The sequence below is a fragment of the Methylocaldum marinum genome, from assembly GCF_003584645.1.
Classification (GTDB): Bacteria; Pseudomonadota; Gammaproteobacteria; order Methylococcales; family Methylococcaceae; genus Methylocaldum; species Methylocaldum marinum.
Window position 1 is genome coordinate 3073069 of sequence record NZ_AP017928.1, and the last position, 17323, is coordinate 3090391.

15 protein-coding genes are annotated in these 17323 nt (G+C 60.8%); 2 read left to right on the forward strand and 13 right to left on the reverse strand.

The annotated features are described in order from the left end of the window. Positions 1-10 precede the first annotated feature (10 nt). From sS8_RS13545 to sS8_RS13555, 3 genes are all read right to left on the reverse strand, one after another. Positions 11-1321: a PepSY-associated TM helix domain-containing protein gene (locus sS8_RS13545; protein WP_119630091.1), complete on the reverse strand. Its 1311-nt coding sequence runs from the start codon at positions 1319-1321 to the stop codon at positions 11-13. A 26-nt stretch (positions 1322-1347) separates the two neighbouring features. Continuing rightward, entirely contained in the window at positions 1348-3747 is a 2400-nt protein-coding gene (locus sS8_RS13550) for a TonB-dependent siderophore receptor (protein ID WP_119630092.1), read from the reverse strand. Between the two features lie 220 nt (positions 3748-3967). Continuing rightward, positions 3968-7009, reverse strand: coding sequence for an efflux RND transporter permease subunit (locus tag sS8_RS13555; RefSeq protein ID WP_232020303.1), 3042 nt, complete (start codon positions 7007-7009; stop codon positions 3968-3970). A gap of 606 nt (positions 7010-7615) precedes the next feature. On the opposite strand from sS8_RS13555, the gene sS8_RS13560 reads away from it, so the two are divergent. Together sS8_RS13560 and sS8_RS13565 are read left to right on the forward strand one after the other, a co-directional pair. After that, complete coding sequence (locus tag sS8_RS13560) at positions 7616-8365, forward strand: DUF4351 domain-containing protein (RefSeq protein ID WP_119630093.1); 750 nt, start codon at positions 7616-7618, stop codon at positions 8363-8365. A gap of 459 nt (positions 8366-8824) precedes the next feature. Beyond that, the gene (locus sS8_RS13565) at positions 8825-9790 is read left to right on the forward strand and encodes an IS110 family RNA-guided transposase (protein WP_084161956.1); all 966 of its coding nucleotides are present in this window, start codon (positions 8825-8827) and stop codon (positions 9788-9790) included. A 90-nt stretch (positions 9791-9880) separates the two neighbouring features. Here the strand turns inward: sS8_RS13565 and sS8_RS28120 are convergent, their stop codons facing one another. From sS8_RS28120 to sS8_RS13615, 10 genes are all read right to left on the reverse strand, one after another. Further along, positions 9881-10033 carry a hypothetical protein gene (locus sS8_RS28120; RefSeq protein WP_170161073.1) on the reverse strand — a complete coding sequence of 51 codons (153 nt, stop codon included), beginning with the start codon at positions 10031-10033 and terminating at the stop codon, positions 9881-9883. 142 nt (positions 10034-10175) lie between these two features. Beyond that, the gene (locus sS8_RS13575) at positions 10176-11213 is read right to left on the reverse strand and encodes a cytochrome-c peroxidase (protein WP_119630095.1); all 1038 of its coding nucleotides are present in this window, start codon (positions 11211-11213) and stop codon (positions 10176-10178) included. 472 nt (positions 11214-11685) lie between these two features. After that, entirely contained in the window at positions 11686-12306 is a 621-nt protein-coding gene (gene ureG / locus sS8_RS13580; protein ID WP_119630096.1) for an urease accessory protein UreG, read from the reverse strand. A gap of 10 nt (positions 12307-12316) precedes the next feature. Continuing rightward, positions 12317-12991, reverse strand: coding sequence for an urease accessory protein UreF (locus sS8_RS13585; protein ID WP_119632780.1), 675 nt, complete (start codon positions 12989-12991; stop codon positions 12317-12319). Beyond that, positions 12981-13421, reverse strand: coding sequence for an urease accessory protein UreE (gene ureE, locus sS8_RS13590; RefSeq protein ID WP_119630097.1), 441 nt, complete (start codon positions 13419-13421; stop codon positions 12981-12983). The genes sS8_RS13585 and ureE overlap by 11 nt, the downstream gene beginning before the upstream one ends. 10 nt (positions 13422-13431) lie before the next feature. Next, complete coding sequence (gene ureC / locus sS8_RS13595; RefSeq protein ID WP_119630098.1) at positions 13432-15156, reverse strand: urease subunit alpha; 1725 nt, start codon at positions 15154-15156, stop codon at positions 13432-13434. Beyond that, positions 15153-15458 (reverse strand): urease subunit beta, encoded by a 306-nt coding sequence (locus sS8_RS13600; protein WP_119630099.1) that lies wholly within the window; start codon positions 15456-15458, stop codon positions 15153-15155. Before sS8_RS13600 ends, ureC begins: the two co-directional genes overlap by 4 nt. 11 nt (positions 15459-15469) lie before the next feature. Further along, the gene (gene ureA / locus sS8_RS13605) at positions 15470-15772 is read right to left on the reverse strand and encodes an urease subunit gamma (RefSeq protein WP_119630100.1); all 303 of its coding nucleotides are present in this window, start codon (positions 15770-15772) and stop codon (positions 15470-15472) included. A 237-nt stretch (positions 15773-16009) separates the two neighbouring features. Beyond that, the gene (locus sS8_RS29955) at positions 16010-16303 is read right to left on the reverse strand and encodes a GIY-YIG nuclease family protein (protein ID WP_119630101.1); all 294 of its coding nucleotides are present in this window, start codon (positions 16301-16303) and stop codon (positions 16010-16012) included. A 195-nt stretch (positions 16304-16498) separates the two neighbouring features. Next, entirely contained in the window at positions 16499-17323 is an 825-nt protein-coding gene (locus sS8_RS13615; RefSeq protein ID WP_119630102.1) for an urease accessory protein UreD, read from the reverse strand.

A 17323-nucleotide genomic window follows, 5' to 3' on the forward strand; every position in this document is an offset into this window, starting at 1 on the left:
TGGCTTCCCTTCAGCCCGGCGACACCCGCCGGCCGTTGTTCCGCCGGTGTGGGCCCGTCGCCCGCGCTCGTCGTTTCTGTAGCCAGCGGATGACGCCGGTCACGAACAGCACGGGGCAGGCGATGCCGGATAGCAACACCAAAATTCTGCCCGGCATCCCCAGGGCGTAGCCGGAATGCAACGGCCATTGCCACTGAATGAACACATTGCCGCCGCTGCCCGACAACGGATCGGCGACATGCAAGATTTCACCGCTGTACTGGTCCACTACGAACTGCCGCCGCCCCGTGAAAACCCCGCCGATATCGACATGCCGGGTCAGCACATAGGTGTCGTCCGGCGTGTTCGGCACGGTAAACCAATACAACTGCCCCTCGGCATTGCGCTCGTCGGCGCGCACCAGCGCTTCGTCCAGGGAAATCGGCGCCGCGCTAGGGACCGGCGCCGATTTGAACGCCTTCACCGGCGTGGTTACCGAGAAGCAGCTCAGCAGCCAGCGAAACCGGTCACCGAAGTTGAAATACACTCCGGATATCAACACCGCCAGCAACACCAAGGTCGAATAAACGCCGAGGGTTTTATGCAGATCGTGATTGAAGCGTTCGACGCTGGCGCGGCGTTTGAGGGTAAACGCCTGTTTCCATTTACCGGTCAACGGCCACCAGACGATCAATCCGGTCAGCGTGGACAGGAAGGCCAGGATTCCAATGACACCCACGATCCAGCCGCCTCGCTCCCAGCCCAGCAGCAAGTCGTAATGGAGTTCGAACAGGAAGCTCACCAGCGGACGCTCGAAGATCCTTTCGGGAGATGCCCATTCCCGCGTACCTTTCACCTCGCCGCTGTACGGATCGACGAAGGCGTTCAGGCTCTGCGGATCCTTTTCGCCGGCTACCGGCAGTTCGTAAAAGAACCAGAACGCCAAACCCTCGTGGCGTGGGTAATACATCGTCGAACGCCGTGCTCCGGACGGCATCACGGTATCCGCCGCTTGAACCAGCTCGTTCAGCGGCCGATAGGCCGCGCGGCCTTCGGGCGGTGCCGCCACCTGGTGCAGTTCGGGATTCAGCCACGTATCGATTTCCTGCCAAAACACCAGAATGCTGCCGGTAAGCCCGATCAGCGCGAATACCAGGCCGATGGTCAAGCCCAACCACAAATGCACTTTCAGCCACAGCCGGCGGCGCGCCTTGAGGCGGGCCAGCCGGTGCTGATAGGAGGATCGGTCCGTCGCCGGCCTGGCAAGGACGGTCGGCGACTCTGCCGGTTTACGCCGCGGGCCGGTATTTCCGGAACCTTGGCTTCTCGCCGACTTAGACATGGAGGATAGGAACTCTCTAGGCATTCTCAGTATTCCAGCCGCAACGATCCCAGCACGGTTAACGGCTCGGCCGGCTGATTAAAGTTCCGGCTGCGCAGAATGAAATATTCCGTGTCGGTCACGTTGTTCAGGTTGACCTGGGCCGTCAGGTGGGTGGGTCCGATCCGGTAACGGTAGGCGGCGTACAAATCGACGCGGGCGTAACCCGGATCGTAAAAGCTGTTTGCGGCGTCGCCGAAGCGCCGGTCGGCCAGGTAGACTCCCCCCCCCACGCTCAGTCCGTCCAGCAGTTCCTGTTGGAAATCGTATTTCAGCCAAATGCTTCCGGAATGCAGCGGCACATAGGGCAAGCGCTTGCCGCGCAGCTCGTCGCTCAAATCCTTCGTAACTTCGGTATCGGTATAGGCGTAGGTGGTAATGAGGCTGAGGCCGTCGGTGATTTGGCCGGCGATGTCCACCTCGACGCCCCGGCTGCGCGCCTCGCCGATGGCGACGCTGAACTGCTGATCGTTGGGGTCCGTGGTTACCAGATTGTTCTTTGTCAAGTGGAAATACGCCACGCTTGCCGTCAGGCGTCCATCGAAGAACTCGGTTTTCACCCCGCCTTCGTATTGTGTGGCGGTCTGCGGCTCGAAGGGTTTTCCGTTCGAGGAGCGGCCGTTATTGGTTCCGAATGATTCCACCCAATGACCATAAAGCGACAGCCATTCGACCGGCCGATAATTCATGCCGACACGCGGGCTGAATTTTGAATCGCGGAGCGTCTCCGCTTTGAAACCTACCGGATCGCCGTAGCCGCTGGTCACCGTGGCCCAGTCGTAACGCCCGCCTCCCATGATGTGAAAGTTTTTCCACAGCGTCAGTTGATCCTGGAAATAGACGCCGTACCAGGAGTCTTCCTGAACCGCCTTTGTGTTCGGGGTTTGCGAAAGGATTTGTCTATCCACATCGATAAAGGGGTACACCGGGTTAAAGATATCGACCGTATCGATTCCACGAATAACCCGATCCAACTCCGTGTTTTCGTACGAATAGTAGTCACCACCGATCAGTACGTCATGGGCGACGCCCCATGTTTCGAACTTTCCGTTGAGATTGACATAGACGGTATGCATATCGGCGTCGGCGTGCCCGAACCACGCAACCCGATCAACCCTCGTATCGGTTACCGAAACGCCACTACTGGCGTACAAGTCGTTGAAATTGAAATTGGAATGCGCCCAGACGACGCCGTTCTGGAACGTCCAATTTTCGGTGAAGCGGTGCGACCAATTGAAATCGATCAGGGTGTTTTCGCGGTTGTCGGTCTGGTCAAGACCGGGCTGGGCTAAATTGCGGCTGATAGGCACCGGCGCAACGCGCTTTCCCATCGCCGGGATTCCGGAGTCGTAAACAAAGTCGTAGTTGAGGTACTCCAGAGTGAGATTGAACTCGGTGTCTTCCGACGGTCTCCAAGTCAAGGCCGGCGCCACGAAGATGCGTTCGTGAGCGCTGAAGTCTCGAAACGAATCCGAGTTCAAGTAGGAAAGATCGAAGCCGTAGACTAGTGCCCCGTCCTTCGTGATCGGGCCGGTCGCGTCGAGTTGAGTACGATAATAGTCGTACGACCCGAAGCGCTGTTCGAGCGAATAGTAGCTCTGCGAAAGCGGACGCTTGGTTACCGCATTGATGATCCCGCCGGGTTCGGTCCTACCGTAGAGCACCGACGCGGGTCCCTTCAAGACTTCCACCTGTTGAACATTCGCGAGGTCGAAGTTGAGGCCCTTTAGCCTGATGCCGTTTCGATACATGATCTCGTCCAAATCAAAACCGCGCACGATGAAGCGATCGTGTCCGCCGGTCGAAAATCGCTGCTGCACACCGCTGACGTTCTTCACCGCATCCTGAATGCGGTAGGCCTGCTGATCCTTCAGCACCTGCTGCGGCACGACCTGAATCGACACCGGAGTCTCCATGATCGGCGTGTCGGTTTTGGTAGCGGTCGACGCGCTGCGACGAGCATATTCCGGATTATAGGGATCATCGGGCTCGTAAGCCGTATCGGCACTCACGGTGACTTTCCCGAGGGCGACTTCATCGCCGGCGGACGGCGGTTCTGCCGAATTCGCCGCGAGCCGTTCCAGGGTGATCGCTCTGGCTCCTGTGTAGCGGTAGGCCAGGCCGGTGCCGGCGAGGAGCTTGCCGAGAGCCTGGTCGGCGGTATAGCGGCCCGCGAGGCCCGGCGATTTGATTCCGGCGGACAGCGCGCCCGGATAGCTGAGCTCCAGGCCGGCGGCTTCGGCCAACTGATTGAGCGCGCCGTCGAGGGTTTGCGGAGCGATATCGACGCGAATGGCTTGTTTGCCCGCCGCTTTCGTCGGCTGGTTCATGACTGCGGCAAGGATCGCCGCGGAAATGACGCAACGGTGGTGCATTGCGATGGACATGGTTCCCCCTGAGATCGTGTTATGGAGCCGGCGAACATCGAGATTCACGCCGGTGACTACCCTAAGACGATCCAGAGAGACACTTTCCCTCCCCTTTGTTCAAATTTTTGCTAGCGCTTTCTTTTCGAGGGGTGACAAAAACGTCGGCTCGATGCTCGTAGCCCGCAGGCAGCGTAAGCGGAATGCGGGGGACTCCGTAACTTCGATCGCACCCATTCCGCTAGGCTTCATCCGGCCTACGCCGGCTTAACGGAGAAATCGAATCGTTGCCATCCACCGACGCCTTACGCGCTGCGCCGCCAAGTTCGAATAACAACAAGGCGGCTGGAATCAGCACCAGGGTCGCGGTCATGCCGAACAACAGCCCGGCGGCCAGGGTGGTGGCCATAGGTATCAGAAACTGCGCCTGGGCGCTGGTCTCGAACAAAAGCGGCACCAGGCCCATAAAGGTGGTCAGGAAGGCCAGCAGCACCGGCCGAAAGCGCATCAGGGAAACTTCGCGCAGGCACGCGTCCAACGGAAGCGTACCCTGTTCGCCCCGACGGGTTCGCACCGCGTGGAGCAGAACCAGGCTGTCGTTGACCACCACGCCGCCGGCGCCGATCATCCCCACCAGCGATTCCGCGGACAGCGGAAGGCCCAGTCCGAACAGGGCCAGCAGCCCGTAAACCGCCGCCAGTGCCAACAGAGCATTGCGCCCGAGTTCCCGGAGAACGGTTTCCTGCTCCTGCCGGGTCCGCCCGGCTTCGATCCTGGCGCTCGGAAAGCGCCGCCTGAGTTCTTCGAGAGGGCCGGCCTCGAGGGCCGCGTATACGGCGTTGGCATCGCCCCGGTTCGGGTCCTGCCGACCCAGCCGTCCCCGCACCCACACCACACGCCGGCGATCCAGGCGATCGAGGCTTCCGGCCTTGGGCAGCCACTGCCATTCGGCCACCAGGCTCAGGGGAACCTCACCGCCATTCGGCAGCCGGATGGGAAACTGATCGAGATCCTGCAAATCACGCCGCTCCGCCAGAGGCAGGCGCGCCACCACCTTGACTTGCTCGGGGCCGCGCTGAAAACGTTGCGCCACCTCGCCCAGATAAGCCTGGCGCAGTTGTTCGGCCACATCCTCCAGACGCAGTCCCAGATGCTCGGCACCGGGACGAAGCACCAGGTTCCGCTGAGGCTTGCCCTCCTGCTCGGAGCGGGTCACGTCGAATACGCTCGGAAACTCGGCGAGTCCGGCGGCCAGCGCCTTCGACGCCGCCGTGACCGTTTCCGGATCCGGCGCCACGACGGCAAACTCCAGGTCGTAAAAGCTGTCCCCTTCCCGGTAAATAAAATCCAGCTTGGCTTCGCCGATATCGCCGATGTAGCGGCGCCACTCGTCGGCGATGGCATCCACCTCGAAACGCTGGCGTGCCCCTGGCGCCAATTCCATCCAGAATCCCGCCCAGTGTTCGAAAATCAGTGTTTCCAGGCCCGAAACCGGGCTCACGGCGGTGGCCGGCTGGCGGGCTTCGAGAGCCTCGCGCAACTGCCCGTAGGCACGCTCTACCTGGGCGGACAAGGCTTGAGTCGTGGCGAAGGGGGTACCTGTGGGCACGTCCAGGAACACGGCAACGGTGTCCTTCGGCACGTCGGCCTGGATCGCGAGGCGGACCTGTCCGCCGAGGACGACGGCGGCGGCAACCAGGATCGCCATGGTAAAGAGAGACAGGATCAGAAACGGCTGGCGCAGAGCATAATCCAGCAGCGGCGAGTAAAAATGCCGGATGACGGCGTCCAGGCCGCGGGCGATGGAACGGCGCAAGTTGCCCATGCGACCGATTGAGGGCCGGGGCGGAACCGCCAAATGCGCCGGCAGGATGCATAGCGCTTCCAGGAGCGAAACGCCCAGAGCCAGGATCATCACGGCGCAGATGGGACCAAGCAGGGCCTTGGCCCAACCGCTCAGGAACAGACCCGGCAGAAACGCCACCGCCGTGGTCGCCACCGACAAGCTTACGGGCAGCGCCACGGCGGCGAGCCCGGCAATGGCCGCGCGTCTCGCGGCATCCTCCGGCGCCGCCGAAGGGTTGGCGTCCGCCTGGCGGCGCTCGATACTGTCGCCCACCACGATGGCATCGTCCACCAGAATGCCGAGGGCGAGCACGAAACCGAACAGGCTCAGCATATTGAGGGAGACGCCCATCAGCCACATGGCCGCCACCGCGCCGACCAGCGCGGTGAAAAGTCCGACCGCAGACCAGAACGCCACCCGCGTATTCAGGAACAGAGCCAGCACCAGAAGCACCAAGCCCAGGCCCTGAAGGCCATTTTTCAGCAAGGTTTCCACCCGGTCGTCGAAAGACTGGGAATCGTCATACCAGGTCTTGAGCTTCAGCCCTTCGGGCAGGCGCGGAGCCATGTCCGCCACGTAATCCTTGACCCGCCGCGCCACCGCCACCTCGTCGCGGTTAGCCCGGATGTCCCACCCCTGCGCCGGGAAGCCGTCGTGATGCCAGGCGAAGGCCCGTTCCGCCAGACCGTCGCGGATGACTGCGATATCCCTGAGGCGCAGCCGGGTGCCGTCGGGACGGGCCAACAGCACCGTTTCACCCAGTGCGGCAGCATCCCGAGCCTGCCCCCGGGTCCGCAGAATCACGTCGCCCTGTCGAGTCTTTACCGCCCCCCCGGGCCGATCCAGCGAACCGCGCCGGACCGCCGCCGCCACATCGCCCAGGGTCAGTCCGAAACGGCGCAGATTCTCCGCCGGCACTTCAATGGCAATCTCATCGGGGACATGGCCGTAATTCTCGGCCTTTTCCACGCCCGAAATTCGCGCCAGATCGGCCTGGATCTGCTCGCCCACGCGCTTCAGGGTCAGTTCGTCCGTGGCGCCGTATAGGGCCACCCAAATGACGCCGTCGTCGCCGGGGGCATGCCACTCGTCGACGTCAATCCTATCGATACCGTCAGGCAGGTGAGGAATGTTCTGGATGCGGGCGCGCACGGCTCCCATGAGCACCTGCAGGTCATGGCCTTCCGCCGCCTGAACCTGGATCACGCAGGCTTCCTCCAGGCGCCAGTTGGTTCCCGCCTTGGTTTCCAGGCGCACCACACCCGGCAGATCGTGGACAGCCTCTTCGATGGGAATGCACAGGTGCGCTTCGATTTCCTCGGGACCGGCACCCGGATAAAAAGCCGTAATATTGATCCTCTGCGGGCTGAACCGCGGAACAACCTCCTTTTCCACCGCGAACAGCGCGACTCCGCCGGCCAGCAGGATGAGCCCCATAGCAGGTTAGCCGCCACGGGATTATTAACGAACCAGGCGAAAACTCTCACGACTCCCCTCTTACCAGAATTCCAACGCGTCGAATCACAAGCTTAACAGTGATCCCGTAGCCCACATGCAGTGTAAGCGGAATGCGGGGGTCTCCGGGACTTCGATCGTTCCGGATTCGGCTGCGAGGCTGTCAAAAAATCACCCACTTGGCAGCCTGGCGGCCTTCTCACCCACGTGCTGACCAACCTTGCGTAGAACACGTTTGCCCCCCGCTAGGACCGCGTGCTTGCGACATGATGGCCAACCAAATGACACGTATGGTTGCGCGTTTGCTGGAGAAGCGCCATGAATACTGGCCATTCGTCGAACATGCCTCAACACCGTGCCCTCCTCGATGAGCAACGGATTCTTGTTGTCAATCCTCATTGATCGACAGGGCGCCTTCCCAGGTGAATTTCAAGTTATAAGTCGTTTTCATGGTTATTCTTTTTTTCTGCAGGGTGGTCGAATGACATAGTTATGTCGAGTACTGCTCAGTTCATGACCTATCCTCCAGTTCGGAATTCGTCGCCAAGGTTTTTGTCCCGGTTACTTGACTGATGACGAAAAAGCGGCGTGGACCCCGTATTCGAGAACGAAATTTTTTTGTTTTTTGTTCGGGAGAGAAAAACAAGGGAGTCCGTCGAGCAGACCTTTAACTGTGGAATTAGGCATCCATACTCGTCACAAGCCCATCCGGACGGGCGGCGCGAGGCCGTGCTGTTCGTGGTCGAGGAAGAGAGCGACCCGCGCCGCTTCTCGATCCACCGGTTGGGCCGCTATTGCCTGGATCTGGCGGAACTGTTCGAGACCGACCGCGTGGTGCCGGTGGTCATCTTCCTGCGCGGCGGAACCGTCCGCCGCGAGCTTACCCTGGGCGGCGACCGCCACGTGTTCCTGAGTTTTCGCTATCTGGCCTGCGACCTGGCGGAACTTCCGTTCGAGCGCTACGTGAACAGCGACAACCGGGTGGCATGTCCGAACCTGCCCAACATGCGTTACGAACCGGCCCGGCGGGTGGAGGTTTTCGCCCATGCGGTGCGGGGTCTGTGCCGGCTCGAACCCGACCCCGAAAAGCAGATCAAATACCTCGAGTTCATCGACATCTACACTGGGCTTGACGATAATGAACGGGCTCGTTACGCACGGGACTATCCGGAAGAGGCACGCATCATGAGTACATTTGCCGAACGATTCATACAGCAGGGCCGCCGGGAGGAAGACGCGCGGATCTTGATCCGTCTTCTGCAACACAAGTTCGGTGACCAGCCCGAGACCGTCCGACAGCGCATCGAAGCGGCCGATGCCGACACCCTGCTGGAGTAGTCGGGCCGCGTCCTGACCGCCCGGACCGTGACCGACGTCGTACCGCTCGACCCCGCTCACCTATCCGATCATGCCGAGGACTGAAACCTTGGAGACACGCTGAAGTCGACCGTCCTCGGATCGAGGCTCGCTTCGCAAACCTTGTTTTCGGGGAGCAGTCGGCAGTCCCTTGCCGACGAGGACGCTCGACCGGGCCGCGGCGTCGGGAAAGGATTCCCGACCTTGTATTATGAATTCCGTGTGGTTCGGAAGGGGTTGGAGAAGACTCCCGACCGGTCACCACAGGCCTGGAGGGCGCTCCAGGTTTGAGCGACTGGATGCCGTTCCCGCCCTTGGGACACCAAGCCCGTTGCGTAGATCGATGCAGCAGTCGCTCACCCTCATCGAGCGATCGAACAGTATCTTCGGCCCGGCTTGCCGGCAGCCCGCATTCACAAGGTAGATCATTTGAGGTTCATGATGCCCACGTTTTATCTCGGAATTGATGTCGCCAAAGCCAAACTGGACTGCGCGTTACGCCTCCCCAACGGGAAGTTCCGAACCAAAGTCATCGCCAACTCCCAAGACGGGTTCGCCACCCTCGTCACTTGGCTCACCGGCCCAGAGGCACGGAATGTTCACGTGTGTATGGAAGCCACTGGGGTGTATTGGGAAGACGTCGCCCAGTGCTTGGCTACCCAAGGGTTCACTGTCAGCGTCATCAACCCTGCCCAAATCAAAGCCTATGCCGCTTCCCGCTTAACCCGGACCAAAACCGATGCCGTCGATGCGCGCCTCATCGCCGAATTTTGCGCCGAGCGCCATCCGCCTCCCTGGCAGGCGAGAAGCGAAGCCGAAATCGCCTTGCGCGCGCTCGTGTTGCGTCTGGATGCGTTGCAAGCCCTGCGGACCCAGGAAAGTAACCGCCTGGAGGTCGCCCGGGACGCGGTGCGCACCAACATTCAAGAACACCTGAATTGGCTCGATCAGCAGATCAAGAGCCTGATCAAAACCATCAATGAGCACATCGACTCTAACCCCGATCTGAAGGGGAAGCGCGAATTACTCGAGAGCATCCCCGGTATCGGGGAACGCACCATCGCCATTCTGCTCGCCTTCTATGCCGAGCCCAGCCGCTTCGCCAATAGCCGACAAGCCGTCGCCTTCGCCGGGCTCGACCCGCGCCGGCAGGAGTCCGGAACGAGCGTGAAAACCAAGCCGCGGCTGTCCAAGGTCGGCCATGCCTTCTTGCGCAAAGCCCTCTACATGCCAGCCATGGTGATCCTGTATAAGACCGCTTGGGGCCAGCCCTTCAAGAACCGGCTCGCGCTCTCGGGCAAGCCCGCCAAGCTCATCATCGGTGCCATGATGCGCAAGCTCCTCCAGGTCGCTTTCGGCGTCCTCAAGTCCGGAAAACCCTTCGATCCAGCACTCCATGGCACTTGACCCGGATAACAGTATCTACAAGGCGGCTCGGTCGTCAGGGTGCATTTCTCCCTGCCGATCCCTGCGCCTTCGGTCGCGTAAGGCGACGGCTCAGAGAATGGGCTGGTAAAGGAGGGTCAAGGATCCGGAGAAATTGAGGGAGTTGAGCCCCAGGGTCTTCTCGATGGCGGTCATAATGTCTTGCGGCCGGGTCAGATCGAAAGCGCCGCTGACGACCCGCTCGCGAATGCGCGGATCGGCCATGACGATCCGTCCCGGAAAATACCGGTTCAACCACGGCGGTGTAAACCGAGCCGGGCACGGACCGCGCGCGGATCGCCGGCGCGCAAACAAAAAAGCCAGCCCGAAGCGAGCTGGCTTTTTGCCGAACACCGTACGGCGCGGTTTATTCGTAATCGAAAGTCTTGTCCGCGTAGCTCGGCAGACGCGGCATTTCCTGCTTGGGAAATTCGCCGGTCAGAGCATTGAGGAAAGCCACGAGGTCGCCGGTCTGCTCCGGCGTCAGATCCTTGTTCAACTGCAGCTTGGCCATGACTTTCACGGCGTCCTCCAGACTCTTGACCTTGCCGTTGTGGAAGTAAGGCGCGGTCAGGGCGACGTTGCGCAGCGTCGGCACCTTGTACAGATGCTTGTCCGCTTCGTTCTTGGTCACGTCATAACGTCCCAGATCCACGGACAAGTTGTATTGGGCCTCGAGATAACCGTTCTGATAAGTGGGGAACTTCATGAAGAATCCGGTCCCCTCGGGCAACTGCGGACCGTTGAAAGCGGGCCCCGAGTGACAACTGCCGCAGCCGACTTCGGCGAAAGTATTCATGCCCCGTACCTGCTGCTCGGTCATGGCATTCTTATCGCCGTTGACGTATTTGTCATAAGCGCTGTTCGGCGTGATCAGAGTCCGCTCATAGGCGGCGATCGCCTTGGCCGCATTGTCGGTTGTGATCGACTCTTTACCGCCGAAAGCCGCGGAGAACGCCTGCACATAACCCGGAATCGTTTTCAGGCGGGCAACCACGTCGTCCCAGCTTTTCATACCCATTTCGATCGGATTGGTGACCGGCCCCTTGGCTTGCGCTTCCAGACTCGGTGCCCGCCCATCCCAGAATTGCACCGAATTGAAGGCCGAGTTCCAAACCGTCGGAGCACTGCGCCCGCCCACCTGGCCGCGTACGCCTACCGAGCCGCCGCGATTGTCTTCGCCGCCACCCATTACGTTATGGCAGGAATTGCACGACACCGTGCCACTCGAGGATAGACGGGGATCGTGATAAAGCATTTTGCCCAATTCGACTTTAGCCGGCGTGCTCGGATTGTCCGCGGGTTCCGGCGCCTTGCTCGGCAGGGACTGCCATTCAACCGCGGATGCGGTCAGCGACGCCCCTGCCAGCGCGAGCGCACTGATCAATAGATTCAGCTTAAACATAGGATGCTGCTCCTCTCTTCTTATTGGGTTCTTCGACGACGGAAAAACCGTCACATCGTTATATGGAGATAGGGGAAACCCTTATATTGAATTACTTTGACAATTGCAACCGGGAGCGCGGAACCGTGCGAGCGCGAAGGCTCGAAGTTTCGGAACGGTAAGAAACGGACAAGGCCGGAAATATTCCGAGGGTTTCGCCACGCGGATCGCTCGGGCCGTAAGAAGAGCGGTAGTACGATACACGGCCAGCCAAAGCATTCTCACACCTACCCTACGGGAACTCGCCGGTAGTTCGGCAATCCCTTGCCGAGGAAGACGCTCGGTCGGGAGGTGACGTCGGGAAAGGATTCCCGACCTACCGGGTGCACGGTTGTAGGTCGGCAATCCCTTGCCGACGAGGACGCTCGGTCGAGAGGTGGCGCCGGGGATTTCCGCCGAGCCCGCCATGCCGTATGAGCGAGATGAAAACGCGCTAATCGTGCAGCATGCCCTGGCGGACCACGAAATCCGCAACGCTCTCCAAACCTTCGCCCGTCTTGAGATTGGTGAAAACGAAAGGCCGCTCGCCGCGCATCTTTTCGGCATCACGCGCCATGACGTCCAACGAAGCTCCGACATAGGGAGCGAGATCGATCTTGTTGATGACCAGCAAATCCGAGCGAGTAATGCCCGGCCCGCCTTTTCGGGGAATTTTGTCGCCGGCGGCCACGTCGATGACATAAATGGTGAGATCGGCCAGTTCCGGGCTGAAGGTGGCGCTCAGGTTATCGCCGCCGCTTTCGACCAGCACGAAATCCAGTTCCGGGAAGCGATGGCATAGATCATCCACCGCTGAGAGATTCATCGAAGCGTCCTCTCGGATCGCGGTGTGCGGACAGCCACCGGTTTCCACCCCCATGATCCGCTCCTCCGGCAGCGCCTGGCTGCGAATCAGAAATTGCTGATCTTCCCTCGTGTAGATGTCGTTGGTCACCACGCCGATTTGATAGCGCTCACGCATCCGCTTGCACAAGGCGTCCACCAGAGCGGTCTTCCCGGAACCGACCGGACCGCCGACCCCCACTCTCAATACGTGCCTATCTTGATCAGTCATGTCTTCTCTCTTAAGAACGGAATAGCCGCGAGTACTGCACTTCGTGACGGCTGCTGGCCAGCCCCAAGCCGAAGGCGCTGCCGCCGATCTCGTCGTCTTTCAAGTCGAATGCCTGCTTCACCCGGCCCGGGACTTGCTCCGCCAAAGCACTCAGCAGCCGCTGTCCCGCCGCCTGTCCCAAAGGCACGAGCTTGACGGCGCACAACACCTGGTTTTCCAGCCAACTCCAGAGATATCCCACAGCCGCCTCGAACTTCGGGATCTTCCAGCTGACCGCCGCCAAGCTGAAACCGGTGGCGAGCGTGGCAGACGGATGCCGCGCCCAGGCTTCGGCGCCCTCGACGTTCAGACCGGCGAGCACCCTCGCCAGGGCCTGTCCGCTCTGCCGGTCTTCCGCGCGCAGCTCGCTGGTTTCCCGACAGGCCAAAAGATGGAGACTCCAGCGTTCGATCTCGACAACATCCGCCACGGCCCAGGCGTCGTACAAGCGCGACAGGCACGGCAAATCGGTTCTGGCTTGACAGCGTTCGAGAATGCCGGCGATCCATTCGCCCGCCTGCCGCTCGTTTCCGATCCAGCCATCCTCCACCGCGCGCTCCAAGCCTTGCGAATAGCTGTACATGCCGATGGGCAGCGCGGGACTTGCCAAGTGCAGTAGTCTCACCAGCCCCAGATCAGTGATCATGCTGATGAGCCCCATGATAAGCGCCGCGTTCCGGCTCGAACGGCATCAGCGCGTGCTCGACCGTGAGCCCCAAGCCCCGCACCATGTCGTCCAGCACGTGATCCCGCAGATAACGCAGTTCGCCGCTCTCGATCTGTAAAGCGACATGCCGGTTGCCCAGGTGATAACAGGCCCGGGCGAACAACAAGGCGTCGGCGGTCCTGACGACCGATACCGGCTCCGCCGCCGCGCGCACCAGCACCACAAGGCCATCGTCGGCCAACAACCGGTCGCCGTCGCGGAGCACGGTGCCGCGAGGGAGAAAAACACCTGCTTCGGCTCCGCTGTCCAGGCATACCAGCAAACGGGATTTCTGGCGGGCCTCGAAAAGCAGGGTCAGGGTGTCGTGATGCGCCGCTCCAGGCGGGGCGAATTCATTGAGTCTGGTCATGTCCCGAGCATCAAAACAGGAAGTACCGTTGGGCCAAGGGCAGTGTTTTCGCCGGCTCACAAGCCAGCAACACGCCGTCCGCGCGCACCGCATAGGTTTGCGGATCGACTTCAATCTTTGGCAGGTAATCGTTATGGATCAGGCTTGCCTTGCCGATGTTTCGGGTATTCGAAACGATGCCGACGAGCTTTTTTAGCCCCAACCGCTTCGCGACATCCGCCTCGGCCGCCGCCTTCGACAGAAACGTCATCGCGGTCGCCGGACACGCACCGCCATACGCCCCGAACATGGGACGATAATGCACCGGCTGCGGTGTCGGAATAGACGCGTTGGGATCGCCCATCGGCGCCGCGGCGATCATCCCGCCCTTGATGATGAGACTGGGCTTCACGCCGAAGAAAGCGGGCGGCCACAGCACCAGATCGGCCAGCTTGCCGACTTCTACCGACCCCACCTCGTGGGCGATGCCGTGGCTGATGGCCGGGTTGATGGTGTACTTGGCGATGTAGCGCTTCACGCGAAAATTGTCGTTCCGTCCCTCACCCCCATCCTCTCTCCCAAAGGGAGAGGGGAGATATCCCCGCTGAAACTTCATCTTGTGGGCGGTTTGCCAGGTGCGCGTAATGACTTCGCCCACCCGTCCCATGGCCTGCGAATCGGACGCGATCATGGAGAATGCTCCGAGATCATGCAGAATGTCCTCGGCAGCGATCGTCTCCCGGCGAATGCGGGATTCCGCGAAAGCGACGTCCTCGGGAATCGAAGGGTCCAGGTGATGGCAGACCATCAGCATGTCCAGATGTTCGTCCACAGTGTTGACCGTATAAGGTCGGGTCGGATTGGTGGACGAGGGCAGCACGTTGGCTTCGCCGCAGGCCCGGATGATGTCCGGGGCATGGCCGCCGCCCGCGCCTTCGGTGTGATAAGTGTGAATGGTGCGTCCCTTGAACGCGGCGATCGTGTCTTCGACGAAGCCGGATTCGTTCAAGGTGTCGGTGTGGATCGCCACCTGCACGTCGAAACGATCGGCAACCGAGAGGCAGCAATCGATGGCGGCCGGCGTCGTGCCCCAGTCCTCGTGCAGCTTCAATCCCATCGCACCGGCGCGAAGCTGCTCCTCCAGCGCCTCCGGCAGGCTGGCGTTGCCTTTCCCCAGAAACCCGATGTTCATCGGCAAGCCGTCCACCGACTGCAGCATACGGTGGATGTTCCAAGGTCCCGGCGTACAGGTGGTGGCGTTGGTGCCGGTCGCGGGGCCGGTGCCGCCGCCGAGCATGGTGGTGATGCCGGACATCAGGGCCTCTTCGATCTGTTGCGGACAGATGAAATGGATATGCGCGTCGATGCCGCCCGCCGTGAGAATCTGCCCTTCGCCCGCGATGACTTCGGTGCCGGGCCCGACAACGATGTCGACCCCGGCCTGTGTGTCCGGATTGCCCGCCTTGCCGATCCCGGCGATGCGTCCGTTCTTGATGCCGACGTCGGCTTTGACGATGCCCCAATGGTCCACGATCAGCGCGTTGGTGATGACCGTATCCACCGCGGTTTCCGACGTGCATTGACTTTGCCCCATGCCGTCGCGGATCACCTTGCCGCCGCCGAACTTCACTTCGTCGCCGTAAACCGTCCGGTCTTCCTCCACCTGGATGAAAAGCTCGGTGTCCGCCAGCCGCACCCGGTCCCCGGTGGTCGGGCCGAACATTTCGGCATAGGCCTGCCTCCCGATCCGGCTCATAAGGCCCCCATGATCTTCTGTTGAAACCCGTAAATGCGGCGCTTGCCCGCGAACGGCACCAACCGCACCTCACGGGTCTGGCCCGGCTCGAAGCGCACCGCCGTGCCCGCCGGAATGTCGAGCCGATAGCCCCGAGCCAGATTCCGATCGAAGCTCAGCGCCGAGTTTGTCTCGAAAAAGTGGTAATGGGACCCTACCTGTATCGGCCGATCGCCGGTATTCGCCACGACCACGGTAATGGCCTTGCGTCCCGCGTTCAATTCGATCTCGCCTTCTTGGACGATGATTTCTCCGGGTATCATCGAGTCTCCCCCTACAAAATCGGATTGTGAACCGTCACCAGCTTGGTGCCGTCCGGAAAGGTCGCTTCCACCTGCACCTCCGGAATCATCTCCGCCACGCCATCCATGACGTCGTCCCGGCTTAGCAGCGTGCGGCCGTATTCCATCAATTCCGCAACGCTGCGCCCTTCTCTCGCGCCTTCCATGATGGCGCTGCTGAGATAGGCCACGGCTTCCGGGTAATTGAGCTTCAATCCCTTGGCCTTGCGCCGCTCGGCGAGCAGCGCGGCGGTGAAGAGGAGTAGTTTGTCTTTTTCGCGTGGGGTTAATTCCATGGCGGATGCTATATGTTTTAAAAGTCATCATTAGCAGGACGAGCAAAAGCCGGCAGGCTATGCCCATCATTCACGGTTTGAGGCCCTTCGACTCCGCTATCGCTACGCTCAGGGCGAACGGCGCAAATTCATCTGTGCTGCTCACATTGATGCAATATCCCCCACGATAATGCGAAGACATCGCTCCCAGCCTCGCTCTTGGCACTCATAAGGAGTATGGATGCCGAGGCTGTCAGCCTATCTCTCATGCCGGTGCTTACCTCGAGAAAGCCGGTTTACCTCATTCCAATCTCCGCGCATCATCGCTTCCTTCTTTCTGCGACTCCAACCCTTAATTTGCTGCTCCATGGCCAGAGCCTCCGTGCGCGACGAGAATTCTTGGCTAAACACCAGTTCGACAGGTAGACGGCTTGCCGTGTACCCCTCACACAAGCCAGTTTGGTGCTCGGCAACACGTTTCTCAAGATTGTCAGTGTGTCCTGTATAGTACGAGCCATCCCGGCAGCGGAGGATATAAACCCAAAAGCTCATATCAGCGCGTTTGTTGATCCAATAATTTCACAACAGACGAGTATCGGATACCTTACCTGGACTTACACGATACCTTATGCCGATCTCCGCAGGCCGTTCGCCCTGAGCGTAGCGATAGCGAAGTCGAAGGGCCTCCAAAAACAATCAGCGGCATAAGATCATCACCAACGAAATCATGGCCGCTCGATTTAATCTTCAAGTCGCCCAAATCCTCGGCAAACACGCCTCCCGGCCAACGACATCCGGACGCACGGCCCGCCACAACTCGACCAACAGCCGGCGCAGCGGTTCGATCTGATTGTCAAGCGCTCGGCACACCAGCAAACCGTCGACCAGCGTGGCTCCGAAGCCGGCTCGATCGCCCGCGATGGTCCGCATCGACGCCAGCTCTTTCGGAAGCGCGGGATAGGCGAACAAGCTGGCGCCGATAGGCTGCCCTTGCAAGCCCCAGTTCGCGTTCAAAACCTCCTCATCCACCTCGAATCGTTCGATCAGCAGCGGCCGTCCGCTCACCCGAATCGACCAGCGGAAAGCCGCCCTTCCCCGGTCGAACGCTTCGCCGCTGGCCGGCCTACCGAGGCAAAAGCTTTCCCAGCCGATGAACCGCGCCGTTTCCGCCAGTTCCACGTCCACCTCCGAAATGACGCTCGCCCCGCGATAGAAAATCGACTCCTGCGGAAGCCATTCGAGCGCAGCGACGTCGTTCACCGCCAAACGCACCGTCTGCCTTGCCGGCAGATCCTCGCTCCGATAGAACTTTCCCGCGGCGGGCGTGGTGATCAGAGCCCTGCTCTCCTTTCCGGCGGTAGCCCGAATGTCCAGACGATCGCCCCCGACGACGCCGCCCGGCGGATGCAGAAGATACACGTGGCAAACCTCGCCTTCCGGATAGAACGGCCTTTGCACCGCAAGCGGACCGCGGTGCCGCCGCTCGGCCAGGACGGTCCTGCCGCCTCGGGATTCGAAGCCGAGCTTGAGTTCGGCCTCCCAGCCGGAGCCGGCCGCATCTTGTACCGACAA

Excerpts from the sequence above, each read along its gene's own strand:
- sS8_RS13545 (WP_119630091.1), bottom strand. The coding sequence starts at position 1,321 with ATGTCTAAGTCGGCGAGAAGCCAAGGTTCCGGAAATACCGGCCCGCGG.
- sS8_RS13550 (WP_119630092.1), bottom strand. The coding sequence starts at position 3,747 with ATGTCCATCGCAATGCACCACCGTTGCGTCATTTCCGCGGCGATCCTT.
- sS8_RS13555 (WP_232020303.1), bottom strand. The coding sequence starts at position 7,009 with ATGGGGCTCATCCTGCTGGCCGGCGGAGTCGCGCTGTTCGCGGTGGAA.
- sS8_RS13565 (WP_084161956.1), top strand. The coding sequence starts at position 8,825 with ATGCCCACGTTTTATCTCGGAATTGATGTCGCCAAAGCCAAACTGGAC.
- sS8_RS28120 (WP_170161073.1), bottom strand. The coding sequence starts at position 10,033 with ATGGCCGATCCGCGCATTCGCGAGCGGGTCGTCAGCGGCGCTTTCGAT.
- sS8_RS13575 (WP_119630095.1), bottom strand. The coding sequence starts at position 11,213 with ATGTTTAAGCTGAATCTATTGATCAGTGCGCTCGCGCTGGCAGGGGCG.
- ureG (WP_119630096.1), bottom strand. The coding sequence starts at position 12,306 with ATGACTGATCAAGATAGGCACGTATTGAGAGTGGGGGTCGGCGGTCCG.
- sS8_RS13585 (WP_119632780.1), bottom strand. The coding sequence starts at position 12,991 with ATGATCACTGATCTGGGGCTGGTGAGACTACTGCACTTGGCAAGTCCC.
- ureE (WP_119630097.1), bottom strand. The coding sequence starts at position 13,421 with ATGACCAGACTCAATGAATTCGCCCCGCCTGGAGCGGCGCATCACGAC.
- ureC (WP_119630098.1), bottom strand. The coding sequence starts at position 15,156 with ATGAGCCGGATCGGGAGGCAGGCCTATGCCGAAATGTTCGGCCCGACC.
- sS8_RS13600 (WP_119630099.1), bottom strand. The coding sequence starts at position 15,458 with ATGATACCCGGAGAAATCATCGTCCAAGAAGGCGAGATCGAATTGAAC.
- ureA (WP_119630100.1), bottom strand. The coding sequence starts at position 15,772 with ATGGAATTAACCCCACGCGAAAAAGACAAACTACTCCTCTTCACCGCC.
- sS8_RS29955 (WP_119630101.1), bottom strand. The coding sequence starts at position 16,303 with ATGAGCTTTTGGGTTTATATCCTCCGCTGCCGGGATGGCTCGTACTAT.